The organism is Streptomyces specialis, assembly GCF_001493375.1.
GTDB classification, from domain to species: domain Bacteria; phylum Actinomycetota; class Actinomycetes; order Streptomycetales; family Streptomycetaceae; genus Streptomyces; species Streptomyces specialis.
The window spans coordinates 43,002-58,317 of record NZ_LN929757.1; the positions used below are offsets into that span (position 1 = coordinate 43,002).

Consider the following 15,316-nt stretch of genomic DNA (forward strand, 5'->3'; position numbering starts at 1 on the left):
TTCACAGCCGCTCGAAGCCCCGCACCCGCTCCCAGTCGGTGACCGCCGTCTCGAACGCGGCGAGTTCGGTCCGCGCCGCCCGCGCGTAGTGCGCGACCACCGACTCGCCGAACACCTTCGCCGCGATCTCGCTGTTCTCCCAGCGGTGCAGGGCCTCGGTCAGCGTGCCCGGCAGGCGCGGGACCGACGGGTCGGCCAGGGCGTTGGCGGTGTGCGGGGGCGGCAGCGGCAGCCGGTTGTCGATCCCGTACAGACCGGCCGCCACCGCCGCCGCCACCGCCAGATACGGGTTCGCGTCGCCGCCGGGCACCCGGTGCTCGATGCGCAGCGAGTGGCCCGAGCCGACGACGCGCACCGGGCAGGTGCGGTTGTCGCGGCCCCAGGCGATGCCGGTGGGCGCGAACGCGCCGGGCTGAAGGCGCTTGTACGAGTTGATGTTCGGCGCCATCAGCAGCGCGAAGTCCGCCAGGCACGCCAACTGCCCGGCCACGAAGTGCCGCATCAGCTCCGACATGCCGTCGTCCGCCGCCGCGTCGGCCAGCACCGGCGACCCGTCGGTGCCGCGCAGCGACAGGTGGACGTGGCACGAATTGCCCTCGCCCTCGTCGTACTTGGGCATGAACGTCAGCGCCATGCCCTCCTGCGCGGCGATCTGCTTCGCGCCGTTCTTGAACACCACGTGGTTGTCGCACGTGGTCATCGCCTCCGCGTACCGGAAGACGATCTCGTACTGCCCCGGGTGGCACTCGCCCCGCGCCGTCTCCAACGCCAGCCCCGCGCCCGCCATTTCGCGGCGGATGCGGCGCACCACCGGCTCCACGGACGTCAGTCCCTGGAGGGCGTAGTCCACGTTGTAGCTGGTGGCGGGGGACAGGCCGTGGTAACGGCGGTCCCACGCCGTGCGGTAGGAGTCGAGGAACACCAGGAACTCCAGCTCCGTGCCGGCGAACGCGGTCAGCCCGCGCTCGGCCAGCCGGTCGAGCTGGTTCCGCAGCACCCGGCGCGGCGCCACCGCCACCGGGGCGCCGCCGGGCCACACCGCGTCGGCCACCACCAGCGCGGTGCCCGGGTCCCATGGCAGGGTGCGCAGCGTCGCCGGGTCGGGCCGCAGCTCGAAGTCACCGAAGCCGCTCTCCCAGGCGTCGATGGCGTATCCCGGGCCGGTGTCCATCTCCACGTCGGACGCCAGGAGATAGACGCAGGCGCCGAAGCCGCGTTCGGCGGCCTCCTCCAGGAAGTACGGCACGGACAGGCGGCTGCCCTGGAGCCGGCCCTGGAGGGCGGGCACCGCGACGACGACCTCCTCGACCCGGCCGGCCTCCGCCTCGGCCCGCAGCCGCTCCCACACACTTCCCGGCTCGCTCATATGCGTTCCTCCACGAGGGCGGCGGTGGCCAGCGGGTTGGCGACGACGCCATGGACGACGTCGAACCCCTCGTCCTTCTCGGCGCGGTCATGGAACCCGCCGCCGAGCAACTGCTCACGGTTGAGCGCCACCCGGTCGAACTCACCGGCCAGCAGGCCGAACGCCTCGAAACGGTCGGCCAGTTCGGGGAAGCGCGCGTGGTAGCGGCCGATCTCCTCGCGGACCATCCCCCAGAACTCGTCCTCCGGCACGCCCAGATGCCCGGCGACCAGCGGCGCGAAGAACCGGAAGTGGCCGGCGAACACCGCGCTCAGCAGCGAGTGCGCCAGCTCCCGGGCCGGCCAGCGCAGCAGCAGCGCGTCGGCACGCTCGGACAGCGCCGCGTACTCGGGGTGGCTGCCGGGCAGCAGGTTGACGTCCTCGGCGAAGTCCTTCACCGCGATGCCGAGGGGCACGTCGGCGGCGTCGTAGAGGATCACGGTGTTCTCGCCGTGCGGGCAGAACGCCACACCGTAGCGGTACAGGTAGTGCAGCAGGCCGGGCAGCAGCGCCGCGAAGAACCGGGCCAGCCAGGCGCGCGGCGCGAGCCCGGACCGTTCGACCAGCTCGCTGACGAGCGCGCGGCCGTCCGACCCGACCTTGAGCAGCGCGGCCATCGTGCGGGCCCGCTCGCCCTCCCGCAGCAGCGCGGCGACCGGCTCCCGCCAGACCGCGCCCAGCAGTTCGTGGTAGCGGTAGGGGGCGTCCGCCACCGACTCGTACAGCGGGTGCCGCACCGCCACCGCCGCGACCTCGCCCAGCGGGTGGAACCGCAACTCGTCCCGCAGATACGGGTCGGCGTCGCGCACCGCGTGCAGCCACTCCGTGACATCGGGCGCCGCCCGCGTCGGCTCCGGTGAAAGCCCGCGCCACACCAGGGTGTTGCGGATCAGCAGCGGCACCTTCACATTGCGCCGGTGCGGGTGGTCCAGGTTGGCGAGGGTGCGGATCGACTGCAACGGCCGGTACCGGTCGGGCCCTTCGCCCAGCAGCACGATCCGGCCGTCCGCGACGCAGGGCGCGAAGAGCGTCGCGACGGCCTCGTCCCAGTGGAACGGGTGCACCGGCAGCCACCGGAAGTCGCCCGCGTCGAGGCCGCTGTCCGCGCAGGCGTCCCGCAGCGTCGCCGCGAACCGCGCCCGGGTGTCCCCGTCCAGCTCCTGGGCCAGCAGCGCGTCGGCGTCCAGGCCGGGAACGCCGCCGTAGGAGGCGAGTTCGGTGTGGACGGCGGCCCACAGCAGACGCACCGAACCGGCGGCCTCCGGCGCGTAGGCGGCGGCGTCCGAGGCGGAGAAGCCCAGCCGGCCCTTGTTGAGCAGCATGCAGGGGTGGCCGTCCTGGTGGGCCTCCAGGTTCAGGTGGTCCAGGTCGGCCAGCTCGGCGGCGGGCAGTTCGCGTGCGATGACCTCCGCCTCCGCGCGGCGGGTGGCGATCAGCTCGCGCAGCACCTCGGCGGGGGGCGGCCCGTCCCAGCCGAGGACCGGCCGGGCGTCGAGCAGCAGCCGCTCCGGCCCGGCCCCGCCGTCCCCGGGCGCGGGGTGGCGGCGCAGGCTGCCGGGTTCGAGCCGCCACGTGCCGAACGTCCCCCGCGCGGCCCGGAACGACCAGTGCACGCCGTCGCCCAGCTCCAGCCGGTACCCGCCGTCCGTGCCGTCGGGCTCCGGTACGAGCAGCTCCTCGTAGGCGAACTCCTCGACGGCCTTGACGACGAGCCGCTGACCGGCCCGGGCCCAGGCGTCGCGCGTGGTGGGGTTCATCGGTTCTTCTCCTCGGAATGCGGGGGAACGGTGGTCAGGGCGATTCCGGACGGCTCCTGCGGGCGCGCGCCGGCGGCCGGGCCGGGCGGCGCCCACGGCGGCTCGCCCGGCCGTCCCCCGGCGGCGGACCCGGCGGCGGCGAACTCCGGTGCGGGCGTGGCGTCCGGTGCGGACGCCCGCGCCGGGCGGCGCAGCGTCAGGGCCACGGCACCGGCCTGGATGGCCGCCGCGACGACCAGGGGGAACGCCAGATCGTGGGAGACGGCGGCGGTCGCCGCGATCGGCGCCGCCAGCAGGCCCACCGAACGGGCCGTCTCCACCGCCGTGTAGCCCGGCCCGCCGGTGCCGGTCGCGCGGAACATCCACAGCTCCACGGAGACCTGCCCCAGGCCGAGCCCCACGCCGAACAGCAGCCGCCCGCCGACCAGTCCGGGCAGCGAGTCGGCCATGGCCTGCCACCCCAGCCCGGCGGCGCCCACCGCCATGGCGAGCGGCAACAGCCGGTCGCCCAGCGCCGCGTGACAGCGGCGCACGGCCGGCAGCACCGCCAGCGCGGCCACGCTCGGCAGGAAGAACAGCACCGCCGACCCGGCCTGGCCGCCGCCCAGGGCGTCGGAGAACTCGGTGAAGAACGGCCGCGCCACGTTGACCGAGAAGTCGAACGCGAGCCCGATCAGCGCCGCGTAGCCGAGCGCGGCGAGCCGCGCGCGACGGCGCGGAACGGCCGGTACGGGGGCGGCCGTCGGCACGGAATCGGGCACGGGCACCGGCGGGGCCGCCGGGGCGGCCGGCTCCCGCCCCAGCACCCGGTAGGTCAGCACCGCGAGCACCACGTCCACCACCGCGAACGCCGAGATGCCCAGGCGCGGTTCGGGCAGCGCCAGCACCCCGGCGCCCACCACCGTCGCCACCACCACCGACAGGTGGAACACCACCACGATGGAGCACAGCCCCGCCAGCCGCGCCCGCTCGGCGGCGCCCTCGCCGCCCTCCCCGTCGTCGCCGTGCTCGGCGATGAACGCCGGATAGGCCAGCAGCAGCGCGCAGTTGGTCGCCACGATCAGCATGGACAGCACGGTGTACGCGGCGTAGCTCGGCGCCATGCCCAGCATCAGGTCGAGCACGGCCGACCCGCACAGCCCCGCCAGCACCAGCCGGTGCAGCGGCCACCGGCGCGCGGCCAGCCCCCACAGCGGCAGCGCGGCGAGGCCGACGACCCGGCACACCCACAGGTACAGCCCGGTCGCCTCGGCGTCGTCGATGCCGTACAGCCGCTCGAACAACTGCGGCAGGAACGGTGTCAGCGCCGTCTCGGCCACCAGGTGCAGACCGACGACGGAGAGCAGCACCGCCTTGGCGCGCGAGCCACGCGAGCCACGGGAGTCGGCGGTTCTCATCGCGGTATGCCCACCGGCGCGACGGTGACCGGCGTCGCGGCGTCCCGCCGGGGCGCGCCGAACGTCGTGAACGCCTGCCGTTCCGGCACGGGCAGCACCGTCCGCCCGGCGGCGGCGTTGAGGATCGTCGCGGCCCGCCACGCGCCGAGCGTGAGGTCGGGGGCGCCGACGCCATGCGTGTGCGTCTCGGCGTTCTGCACGTACAGCGCGCCGGTGACCCGGGGGTCGAGCGCCACCCGGTAGTCGCCGTCCACGCGGTAACGGCCCCGGTCGTCCCAGTCCACCAGATCGGCCAGGGGATCGAGACAGCCCGGCCGGAGCGCCGCGTAACCGGTGGCGGACACCACGGCCGATGTCCGCACCTCGAACGTCTCGCCCTGCTCGTCGTGGCGGCACGTCAGCACATAGCCGTCGCCGTCCGCCTCGGCCGCGACCAGCCGGACCCCGGGGTGCAGCGCGGCACGCGGCTCGCCGCCGCCGATGGTGCGCTCGTACAGCTCGTCGTGGATGTCGCCGAGCGTCTGCTCGCTGACGCCCTTGTAGAGCTGCCACTGCTCCCGGACCAGCCGCTCGCGCGACGCCTCCGGCAGGCCGCGGAAGTACCGGATGTAGTCCGGCGTGAAGTGTTCGAGCCCGATCTTGCTGTACTCCATCGGCGCGAACGCTGGCGTCCGCGCGAGCCAGCGGACGTACGGGCCGCCCGCGCCGTCGCCGTCCTGACGGCGCAGCAGGTCGAGCATCACCTCGGCCCCCGACTGCCCGGCGCCGATCACCGTGACGTCGTCCAGCGCGCCCAGGCTCTCGCGGTGGGTGCGGAAGTCGGCGCTGTGCAGCACGCGTCCGGTGTGCGCGCCGCCCAGGAGCGGGCGCAGCGGCTCCGGCACCACGGGCGTCGTGCCCACGCCGAGCACCACCTGGCGGGCCGTGACCCGGCTGACCGCCCCGGCGGACGAGCGGTACGTCACGGCGAACGCCTCGGCCGCGTCGTCCCACTCCACGGCCGTGACCTCGGCGTCGAAGCGGCACGAAGGGAGGCGTTCGGCGGCCCAGCGGCAGTAGTGGTCGTACTCGCGGCGCGGGATGTGGAAGCGCTCCGAGAAGAAGAACGCGAACATCCGGTCGTGCGCGCGCAGGTAGTTGAGGTACGACCACGGGCTGGTGGGATCGGCCATGGTGACGAGATCCGCCAGGAACGGCACCTGGAGAACCGTTCCTTCCATCAGCAGCCCCGGGTGCCACGAGAAGGCCGGCTTGGCGTCGAGGAAGAGGGAGTCGAACCCGGGGACGCCGTCGGCCAGCGCGGCCAGCGACAGGTTGAAGGGGCCGATTCCGACGCCGACCAGGTCGTAGGGGGCGGTCCGGTCGGGGGACGCCGAGGGCGAGGTCACCGCTGTGCCTCCGTCAGAGGGTTGGGGAGATCGATGTACACGGACTGGGTGTGGACGTCGCCGACGAGTTCGTCGAGGCCGTCCACGCAGGTCAGGTAGTTGGCCTTGCAGCGCAGCACGGGCGCGTCCAGCAGCATGTCCAGCAGCCCCTTCGCGGCGGGTTCGGCCAGGCGCAGCCGTTCCAGGGCGGCGCGCAGCACCCGCAGCAGGGCGTCCTCGTCCGCGAGGCCGAGGGCCCCGAAGGCGCCGACCAGGCCGAGCAGGTTGTTGACGCCGAGGTAGTACGCCACCCGTTCGTCCACGAACGCGTCGTCGAACACCAGGTCCACGCCGTCGGTGACGCCGGGCAGCAGCCGCTCCAGACCGGCGGCGCGGGACGCCGCCAGGTAGTAGCCCTGGCTGTCCCGGTACCAGCCGGCGCACGGCAGCCCGTCGCCGTCCAGCGCCACCAGCGTGTTCTGGTGGTGCGGCTCCAGCGCGATGCCGTACCGGGCGTGCAGCCGGATCAACGGCACGGCCAGCACGTCGAGATACCGCGCGAACCAGCGTTCCGCCGCCTCGGCCACCGGCACGTCCAGCGCGCGGGCGGCCTGTTCGACGGCGGCCGACAGCAGCGCCCGGTGCCGGGGCGGCGAGCCGTCGCCTGGACCGGTGCGCTCGGCGACCAGGCCCGCGACGCAGAGCCCTTCGCGGGCGCCGCCGCGGAACGGGTTGTCGCGGATCGCCGTCTCCAGGCCGGTCTCCGGGCCGGTCTCCGAGCCGCTCTCCGGGCCGCCTGCGCCTGCCGACACCCAGGCGAAGTCCCGCAGGATGCCGAACCCGGGGTGCGCGGCCCGCAGCCACCCGGCCGGGCCCGTGGCCAGCAGCCGCGCGGCCCGTACGCCGAGCCGCATCTCGCCGCGCAGGTTGTTGCGGCGGGAGTTGGTGATCCGCATGCCCAGCGACAGCTTCAGCATCACCGAGGCGTCCGGCCGGTGCACGGTCCGCACCGACGAGGTCGCGTGCCACGCCGGCCCGCCGGGGCCCAGCGGGCGCAGCAGCCCGGCGTCCACCAGGGCCGCGACCTCCGGGCGGGCCAGTACCTCCCGCGCCTGCCACGGGTGGGCGGGCACCGGCACCATCCCCTCGGGCACCCGCAGGTCCCCGGCGAGCGGGCGCAGCAGCTCGGCGACCGGGCCGCCGTCCGCGTTCTCGCCCACCACCACGTCCGGGTGCGCGGCGAACCAGTGCAGCGCGAACGAGCCGCGCAACTCGGGGGAGTAGGCGTCGAGTTCGGCCGTGGACGCCTCCTCGCGGCTCTTGGGCGCCGGGTGGAACGGATGGCCAAGCAGCAGCGCCTGCTCGGCGTCGAGGAACGGCGTCGGCCCCCGGCCGCCGTCCGGTTCGGCCCGGCGGCGCGTCAGGTGAACGGCCGTCCGCGCCGCCGACCCCAGCACCCGGGCGGCGGCGTCGCCGCCGAGATGGGCGGGTGCCCCCCGGCCCAGGGTGCTCTCGCGGATCAGCGCCGCCGCGACCAGCGCGGTGTCGGCGGGCGGCCCGTCCGCGATGTCCGGCTCGCCGAAGCGGTGCCAGCCGGTCCGGGACCTGTACCGCACCGGGACGCTCAACGTCAGCCCGCTGGCGGGCAGTTCCAGTCGCATCGCGGCTCCGGCGGGCGGGACGGCCCGGCCCGTTTCCCGGACGTAGGCGCGGATCAGCGTCTCGGTGGCCGCCGCGTGTCCCGCGCGCAGCGGATCGGGGTGGTCCAGCGGATCGGGGCCCGTGTCCGGCGCGCGGGTGTCTCTCAGGGGGTCGTTCACGCGCTGTCACCCCGCAGCAGCGCCTCCTCCTCGGCCCGGCCGGCCTCGGTGACGATGGCCAGCAGCCGTTCGACGTCGGCCGGTGTGGTGTGCGGGTTGAGGAGGGTCAGCTTCAGCCGGACCCGGCCCGGCCCGTCGCCGGGCAGCTCGGTGCGGCCGACCACGGCCCGGCCGCCGCGCAGCAGGGCGCGCCGGAGGCGGGCGTTGATCGTGTCGACGGCGTCGGCGCGGTCCGCCAGCCTCGGGTCCTCCGGCAGGTAGCGGAAGAGCAGCGCGGTGAGCACCGGTTCGGCGTGCGGCTGGAGCCGGGGGTGTGCGCCGATCATGGTGTGCGCGGAACGGGCCAGGTCGTGACAGGTGTCCACGAGGCGGCCGAGGCCCGCCCGGCCCAGCGTCCGCAGGGTGACGGCGATCTTGAAGGCGTCGGCGCGGCGCGTGGTGCGCAGCGACAGGCCCAGGAGGCTCGGGTAGCCGGCCTCCTCGTCGTCGGCCGGGTTGAGGTAGACGGCCCGGCGGGCCAGCGAGGCGTACGTCTCCGCGCGCCGCACCAGGAACACCCCGGCGGCGGCGGGCTGCCAGCCCAGCTTGTGCCAGTCCAGGGAGACCGAGTCGGCCAGGGCTATGCCGTCCAGCAGCGGCGCCAGCCGGTCGGAGAGCAGCGCGCCGCCCCCGTAGGCGGCGTCCACGTGCAGCCAGGCGCCGTGTTGGGCGGCCAGGGCGGCGCACTCGCGCAGTGGGTCCACGGCGCCGGTGTCGGTGGTCCCGGCGGTGGCGACCACCGCGACGGGCAGCTCGCCGCGCGCCACGGCGGCGCCGAGCGCGGCGGCCAGGGCGGCGGGGTCCATCCGCAGCGTGCTGTCGGTGGGGACGGCCACCACGGCGTCCTCGCCGAGGCCGAGCAGGGCGGCCGAGCGCCGTACGGAGAAGTGCGCCGCGTCGGAGGCGAAGATCCGCGGCCGGGGCGCCGCCGCGCCGGACGGCTCCGGCACGCCGGGCACCCCTGGCACGCCGGTCATCTCGACGCGCCGCCCGGCCGCCCGGCCGAGCACCCGGTCCCGGGCCAGCATCAGGCCCATGAGGTTGGACTCGGTGCCGCCGGAGGTGAGTACGCCCGCGGCCCCGGCCGGGTCGTAGCCGACGAGCCGGGCCAGCTCCTCCAGCAGCAGCGTCTCCAGGGAGGTGGCGGCGGGCGCCTGGTCCCAGGAGTCCTGCGAGGGGTTGAGCGCGGAGACCGCGAGGTCCGCCGCGACGGCCACGGCCAGCGGCGGGCAGTGCAGGTGGGCGGCGCAGGACGGGTCGGCGGGGTCGGCGCTGCCGTGGGCGAGCAGTTCGGTGAGGCGGTGCAGCGCGTCCTCGCCGCCCGGCGCGTCGAACTCGCGGGCGACCAGGGCCGCCAGTTGCGCCGGGTGGCCGGCCGCGATGGGCCCGCCGCGCCGCGCGGCGCCCTCGGCGAGCGCGCCCCGGACGGTGCGCACCAGCGGTTCCAGGGCGTCGGCGCCGCGCGTCCCGCCGGACAGCGCGTCGGTGAGGGCACCCGTCAGCACGTCGGTCAGCGGGTCGGCGGCGTTCCCGGACGGGCCGGCGGAGGGTCCGGCGGACGCGGCACCGGCCGGTCTGCCGGAGGGGTCCGAGGGTGCAGGGAGCTAGAGCTCAATGTGTTTATGTGCGGGTGCACCGGAGGCCTCGAAGGCGTGGACAGGGCGGGAGGGGGGGAGGGGAGGATGGGGATAAGAGACGGCCGACGCGCTGTCCGGCGGGGATCACGCGGACCTCCTCGCGTGCTGAGCGGCCGTCACCTCGGCGATGGCGTCGGCCAGCCGGTCGAGCACCGCCTCGGCCTCCTCGTCCGTGATGACCAGCGGCGGCAGCAGCCGCACGGTGGCGTCGAACCGGCCGCCGAGTTCCACGATCAGGCCCCGGTCCAGGCACGCGGCGCGGACCTGCTGCGCCAGCGCGGGCGCGCAGGGCCGGGCGCCGCAGGAGTCCGGCTCGGCGTCGGGGTCCACCAGCTCGACCCCGATCATCAGGCCGCGCCCTCGGACGTCGCCGATCGCGGGCAATTCGGCGCGCAGCCCGTCCAGCCGCGCGGTCATCCGGGCCCCGACGGTCGCGGCCCGCTCGACCAGGTTCTCCCGCGTGACGTACCGCAGCGTGGCGGCGCCCGCCGCCATGGCCAGGGTGTTGCCGCGGAACGTCCCGGCGTGCGCGCCGGGCAGCCAACTGTCGTAGTCCTCGTGGTAGACGAGGACCGCCAGCGGCAGACTGCCGCCGATGGCCTTCGACATCACCATGGCGTCCGGCACGATCCCGCTGTGCTCCACCGCCCAGAACGCGCCCGTGCGCCCCACCCCGCTCTGCACCTCGTCCACGATCAGCGGGATGTCGCGTTCGGCGGTGATCCGGCGCATCGCGCGCAGCCAGTCGTCCGGCGCCGGGACCACGCCGCCCTCGCCCTGCACCGCCTCCAGGATCATCGCGGCGGGCGGCACCACGCCGCCGTTGGGGTCGTCGAGCAGCCGCTCGGTGTAGGCGGCGGACAGCTCGGCGCCGCGCTCGCCGCCCGCGCCGAACGGGCACCGGTAGGAGTACGGGTACGGCAGCCGTGTGACGTCCGCCGCGATTCCCGCCACCGGCCGCTTGGTGGAGACACCGCCCGACACGGCCAGCGCCCCGGCCGTCATGCCGTGGTAGGCGCCGGTGAACGCGAGCACGTTCCGCCGCCCGGTGGCCGTCTGCATCAGCTTCAGCGCCGCCTCCGCCGCGTCGGTCCCGGCGGGCCCGCAGAACTGCACGCGCGCCTTGTCCGCGAACGCCTTCGGCAGCGTGGCGAACAGCGCGTCGGTGAAGTCGTCCTTCTCCGGCGTCGCCAGGTCCAGCACGTGCAGCGGCGCGCCGCTGTCCAGCGTGCGCCGGATGGCCTCCAGCACCACCGGGTGGTTGTGGCCGAGCGCGAGGGTGCCCGCACCGGACAGGCAGTCGAGGTAACGGCGGCCGTCGGTCCCCTCGATCACCATGCCCCGGGCACGGACCGGGACGATCGGGAACGAGCGCGCGTAGGTGCGCGCGGACGACTCCCGGGCGCGCTGCCGCCGCAGGCTGGCGCCCGCGTCGTGGAGGGACCGCCCGGTCTCGACGGGGGCGGTGGGCTGCATGGTCATGGAGTGACTCCGGGGGAGGAGAAGGAGTGACGACGATGACGGGTCACGTGCGTGGGTGAGGAACGGGGGAGGCGCCGGCGGCAGCGGCGGCGCCGGAGCGAGCGAGCCGGGAGGCTCAGAGCAGGTGGCGTTCCGCCACGGGATGGCCGAGGAAGGAGTGCATGGCGAACTCCCAGCCGTAGGAGCCGGCACAGGGGAAGACGACGAGGTCGCCGGCGCGGACCCGGTCCACCCGGACGTCGCGCAGCAGGGTGTCCTCGGGCGTGCACAGCTCGCCGACGACGGTCACCCGGGTGTTCTCGGCGGCCGGACGGGGACAGCTCTCGCGCCACTCGTCGACGGGCAGCACGGCGACGTTGTGCACGATGTCCCACGAGGTGGGCAACTGGAAGTGGTTGATGCCGCCGCGCAGCACCGCGAACCACTCGCCGTAGGACGCCTTGACGTCCGTCACCTCGGCGGCGTACCAGCCGCAGTCCGCGACGAGGTAACGGCCGGGCTCCAGCAGGACCTTGACCCCGGCGGGCGGCCGGACGCGCCCGGCCAGCTCGCCGAAGCGGGCCACGTCGAAGGGTTTCTCGCCCTCGAAGGCCACGCCGATGCCGCCGCCGATGTCCACGTGGCGCAGGTCGATCCGGCAGGCCAGCGCGGTCCGTTCGCTCCACTCCAGGCACCAGCGCAGGTACGCGGCGTGCGTCTCGGCGTCGAGGTTGTTGGACGCGGCGTGGATGTGGAACCCGGTCAGGTCCAGGCCCGGCAGTGTGCGGGCCGCCTCCAGCACGTCGGGCACGTCGGGCTCGGCCACGCCGAACTGCGAGGCCGCGCCGCCCATGTGGAGCGAACCGGTGAGGGGGATGTGCGCGGGGTTGACGCGCAGCGCGACGCGGGCGACGACGCCTTCGGCGGTGGCGATGCGGCTGATCCGGTGCAGTTCCAGGAGGCTTTCGGCGTTGATGGCCTCCGCGCCCGCCCGCACCAGGGCGGTCAGCACCGGCACCGACTTCGCCGGACCGGCCGCGACCACCGGCGCCGACTCCCGCGCGGTGGAAGCGAGTTCCAGTTCGGAGATGGAGGCGACCTCGAATCCGTCGACGTGCGGGGCGAGCGCCTTCACCACGCCGGGGAACGAGTTGGCCTTGACGGCGTAGTACACGGCGGCCCACTCGGGCAGCGCCGCGCGCAACTCCCGTGCGCGCCCGGCGGCGACGGCGCCGTCGTAGACATAGGCGGCCACCGGCCGCCCGCCGCCCGCCAGCTCCAGCAGACGTCGGCGGACGGGGCCGGGCAGGACGTCCACCGGGTAGGCGGAACGCGGCGCGGCGGAGGGCGGGAACTGGACGGACACGGCTCTACCTCTGCTCGGCTCTGCCTCTGTTCGAGAGGAACTTAGGTGAGCCTAACCTAATGGCTGGTCCGGAAGATGCCAAGTCCGCCCAACTGAACGAGCCATGAACCCCGGAGGGCACGACCCCTTCCGGCCCGGAGTTCCCTTCGCGGAAGAGAGCCACACTCCTCGCTCATTCGGGACGGGGTCTCGGCAAATCTTCACAGCACCGCTAAGGTCGAGGAGTACGAGGAAGCGTGTACCGCACCCCCGTTCGGTGCCTGGTCACTCCTCATCCGACTCTTAGCTGATCATCATCGGTTTCTCAGACGCGGCTCCGAGAGTGGCGACCGATGACTCCTCGCACCCGAGCGGAGCCCAGGCGCGGTGCCGGGCTCCCGACCCCCCGCCGCCTCCGGCCGAAGATCGCCGAGCTGGGCTCCTTCGGCCTCGTCGGGGCCGTGGCCTTCGCGGTCGACACGGCCGGTGGCAACGTTCTGCACTTCGGCCTGGGGCTCGACGCGCTCACCAGCAAGGTGTGTTCGACCACCGCCGCGACCCTCGTGGCCTACGCCGGCAACCGCTGGTGGACGTTCCGACACCGGGACGTCGGCAGCGTCCGGCGCTACCCCCTCTTCCTCCTGCTCAACGTGGTGGGCCTCGCCATCGCCCTGCTGTGCCTCGCCTTCACCCGCGACGTCCTCGGTCTCGCCGGGCCCCTCGCCTACAACCTGTCGGCGAACGTCGTCGGCACCGGCCTCGGCACGGCCTTCCGGTACTGGTCCTACCGCCGCTGGGTCTTCCCCGAGCGGAGATCCGGGGCGGTCGCGACGGGCGGAGCCCGCCCCGCCCCGCAGGACCGCCTCGCCGCAGTCGGTGAGATAAGTCGAAAGGTAAAGTCGGTTGCGAGAACACAGCACCCAGCGGAAGCGCAAGAGCGGGGGGGGGGGGAGGAGGGGGAGGTGTATAAGAGACAGGTGTGGCGCTCGCCCGACGGGCAGCCCCGCTGGGCCCGGCCGGCCCTGCTCGCCGTCGCCGCGCTCGCCGCCGCCCTCTACTGCTGGAACCTCTCCTCCAGCGACTACGCCACCTACTACTCGGTCGCCGCGCGCAGCATGAGCGAGAGCTGGGAGGCGTTCTTCTTCACCGCGCTCGACCCCTCGGCCACCATCACCCTCGACAAGATCGGCGGGTTCCTCTGGCCCGAGGCGCTCTCGGCGCGGATCTTCGGCTACAGCGCCTGGTCCCTGACGCTGCCGCACTGTGTCGCCGGTGTCGTCACCGTGCTCGTCACCTACCGCGTGGTCCGCCGCTGGCAGGGACCGGAGGCGGGCCTCCTCGCGGCGGCGCTCACCGCGCTGACCCCGCTCCTCGCCTCCCTGTTCGGGAACGCGCTCCTGGACGGCATGCTGACGATGTGCCTGGTGCTGGCCGCCGACGCGTACCAGCGGGCCGTGCGCGACGGGCGGCTCCGGCCGCTGCTGCTCGCCGCGTTCTGGATCGGTCTCGGCTTCCAGACCAAGATGCTCCAGGCGTGGCTGATCGTCCCCGCCGTCGCCCTGGCCTATCTGGTGACCGCCCCGGTCCCGGTCCGGACCCGTGTCCGGCACACGCTGGCCGCGGGCGTCGTGCTGCTGGGCGTGTCGCTGTCCTGGGTGGGGCTGATGACGCTCACCCCGGCGGACTCCCGGCCGTACGCGGACGGTTCGACCAACGACAGCGCCATCGCCATGGTCTTCGGCTACAACGGCCTGGGCCGGCTGGGCATCGAGATCCCCGGCGCCGTGTCGGCCGAGGCGCCGAGCACCACCGACGGGCCGACCGGCACGGCGGGCACCACCGGCCCGCCCCGCGCGGCCCCCCCCGCGGCCCCCGGTGACGGAGCCGCGGCGGGGACCGGCACCGGCCCGCGGGAGACCGGCCCCGACGAGGCCGCGGCGGACCCGCCCCGGCAGCGCGAGGAGGGCGGCTGGCTCAAGCTGGTCGGCGACCGCCTCGGCACCCAGATCGCCTGGCTCTTCCCGATCGCCCTGCTCTCCCTGGCCCACGGCCTCGCGCGACGGCGGCGCGACGGCGAACGCTACGCCGACCAGGCGCGCGGCGGTTACCTGTTCTGGGGTTTGTGGCTCGTCACCTCGGTCGCCGTGCTCAGCGCGATCTCGGTCCCGCACACCGGCTACGCCGCCGTGCTCGCGCCGCCGCTCGCCGCCCTGTCCGCCGCCGGCACGGTCTCGCTGTGGCGGTCGGGACGCCGCCTGCCGGCCGCGCTCGTGATCGCCGCCCAGACCTGCTGGTGCGGCCTGCCCGCCGCCGACCACCGGGACTGGGTGCCCTGGCTCCTGCCGCTGCTGATCACGGCCGCGCTCGGCGCGCTCGGCGCGCTGTGGTGGTCCGGCCGGGCGCCGGGCCGCCGCCGGATCGCCGTGGCGGGGCTGATCGCCGGCTGCGTCGGGATGTACGCGGCGCCCACCGCCTGGTCGTTGTCGGTCCTCGACGAGGACTACGGCGGCTCGTCGTTCGACGCGGCGGCGGGCCCCGCCCTTCCCGGCGGCACCGGCGGCGCGCTCCCGGGCGCCGAGGCGCTGACGGCGGAACAGGAACGTCTGCTGGCCTACGTGGAGGAGCGGAACGGAGACGGCGTCACCTACACCTTCTCCACCGACACCTGGTCCGCCGCCGCCCCCTACATCCAGGAGACCGGCAGTCCCGTCCTGCCGCTGGGCGGCTTCGGGGGCCAGGCGGCCTCGGTCACCGTCGAGGAGTACCAGGAGCTGGTCGAGAACGGCGACCTGCGCTTCGCCCTCGTCGGCACGGCAACGACCGGCACGGCGGCAACCGGCACGGCGCCCGGCGGCGCGCCCCCCACCGGCGGCCCGCGGCTCGGTGCCGCGGCCGGCGCCTCGGCGGCCGGTGCCGCCGCCACCACACAGACCGACCTGATCAGCGCGTGGGTGCGCTCGGCCTGCGTCCCCGTCGAGCCCGCGGAGTACGGCTCCACGGCGGAGACCCCGACCCTCTACGCGTGCGCGCCCGAAGGGAACTGAGAGAACGTGACCACCGCGATCCCCCGCGAATGGGCCGGCACCCG

General features: G+C 74.9%; 9 protein-coding genes. 1 reads left to right on the plus strand and 8 read right to left on the minus strand.

Annotation, left to right across the window (positions count from 1 at the left end; genetic code table 11):
• Position 1 precedes the first annotated feature (1 nt).
• From BN2279_RS01460 to BN2279_RS01495, 8 genes are all read right to left on the minus strand, one after another.
• Complete coding sequence (locus BN2279_RS01460) at positions 2 to 1,366, minus strand: glutamine synthetase family protein (RefSeq protein WP_059005860.1); 1,365 nt, start codon at positions 1,364 to 1,366, stop codon at positions 2 to 4.
• Positions 1,363 to 3,162, minus strand: a complete 1,800-nt coding sequence (locus tag BN2279_RS01465) for an IucA/IucC family protein (RefSeq protein ID WP_059005861.1) — start codon at positions 3,160 to 3,162, stop codon at positions 1,363 to 1,365. Before BN2279_RS01465 ends, BN2279_RS01460 begins: the two co-directional genes overlap by 4 nt.
• A complete protein-coding gene (locus BN2279_RS01470) occupies positions 3,159 to 4,559 on the minus strand; it encodes a hypothetical protein (protein WP_059005862.1) in 1,401 nt (466 codons plus the stop codon). Before BN2279_RS01470 ends, BN2279_RS01465 begins: the two co-directional genes overlap by 4 nt.
• A complete protein-coding gene (locus BN2279_RS01475) occupies positions 4,556 to 5,947 on the minus strand; it encodes a lysine N(6)-hydroxylase/L-ornithine N(5)-oxygenase family protein (protein ID WP_059005863.1) in 1,392 nt (463 codons plus the stop codon). Before BN2279_RS01475 ends, BN2279_RS01470 begins: the two co-directional genes overlap by 4 nt.
• Complete coding sequence (locus BN2279_RS01480) at positions 5,944 to 7,746, minus strand: IucA/IucC family protein (RefSeq protein WP_234347276.1); 1,803 nt, start codon at positions 7,744 to 7,746, stop codon at positions 5,944 to 5,946. The genes BN2279_RS01475 and BN2279_RS01480 overlap by 4 nt, the downstream gene beginning before the upstream one ends.
• Positions 7,743 to 9,290 carry a pyridoxal phosphate-dependent decarboxylase family protein gene (locus tag BN2279_RS01485; RefSeq protein ID WP_324612800.1) on the minus strand — a complete coding sequence of 516 codons (1,548 nt, stop codon included), beginning with the start codon at positions 9,288 to 9,290 and terminating at the stop codon, positions 7,743 to 7,745. Before BN2279_RS01485 ends, BN2279_RS01480 begins: the two co-directional genes overlap by 4 nt.
• 216 nt (positions 9,291 to 9,506) lie before the next feature.
• Positions 9,507 to 10,898 (minus strand): diaminobutyrate--2-oxoglutarate transaminase, encoded by a 1,392-nt coding sequence (locus BN2279_RS01490; RefSeq protein ID WP_234347303.1) that lies wholly within the window; start codon positions 10,896 to 10,898, stop codon positions 9,507 to 9,509.
• 121 nt (positions 10,899 to 11,019) lie between these two features.
• Positions 11,020 to 12,249 carry an alanine racemase gene (locus BN2279_RS01495; RefSeq protein ID WP_059005865.1) on the minus strand — a complete coding sequence of 410 codons (1,230 nt, stop codon included), beginning with the start codon at positions 12,247 to 12,249 and terminating at the stop codon, positions 11,020 to 11,022.
• Positions 12,250 to 12,581: 332 nt separating this feature from the next.
• On the opposite strand from BN2279_RS01495, the gene BN2279_RS26970 reads away from it, so the two are divergent.
• Positions 12,582 to 15,272, plus strand: a complete 2,691-nt coding sequence (locus BN2279_RS26970; RefSeq protein WP_079031729.1) for a GtrA family protein — start codon at positions 12,582 to 12,584, stop codon at positions 15,270 to 15,272.
• Positions 15,273 to 15,316 lie beyond the last annotated feature (44 nt).

Bases quoted from the DNA above. Each gene is read 5' to 3' on its own strand.
- BN2279_RS01470 (WP_059005862.1), bottom strand. From the start codon at position 4,559: ATGAGAACCGCCGACTCCCGTGGCTCGCGTGGCTCGCGCGCCAAGGCG.
- BN2279_RS26970 (WP_079031729.1), top strand. From the start codon at position 12,582: ATGACTCCTCGCACCCGAGCGGAGCCCAGGCGCGGTGCCGGGCTCCCG.
- BN2279_RS01465 (WP_059005861.1), bottom strand. From the start codon at position 3,162: ATGAACCCCACCACGCGCGACGCCTGGGCCCGGGCCGGTCAGCGGCTC.
- BN2279_RS01490 (WP_234347303.1), bottom strand. From the start codon at position 10,898: ATGCAGCCCACCGCCCCCGTCGAGACCGGGCGGTCCCTCCACGACGCG.
- BN2279_RS01460 (WP_059005860.1), bottom strand. From the start codon at position 1,366: ATGAGCGAGCCGGGAAGTGTGTGGGAGCGGCTGCGGGCCGAGGCGGAG.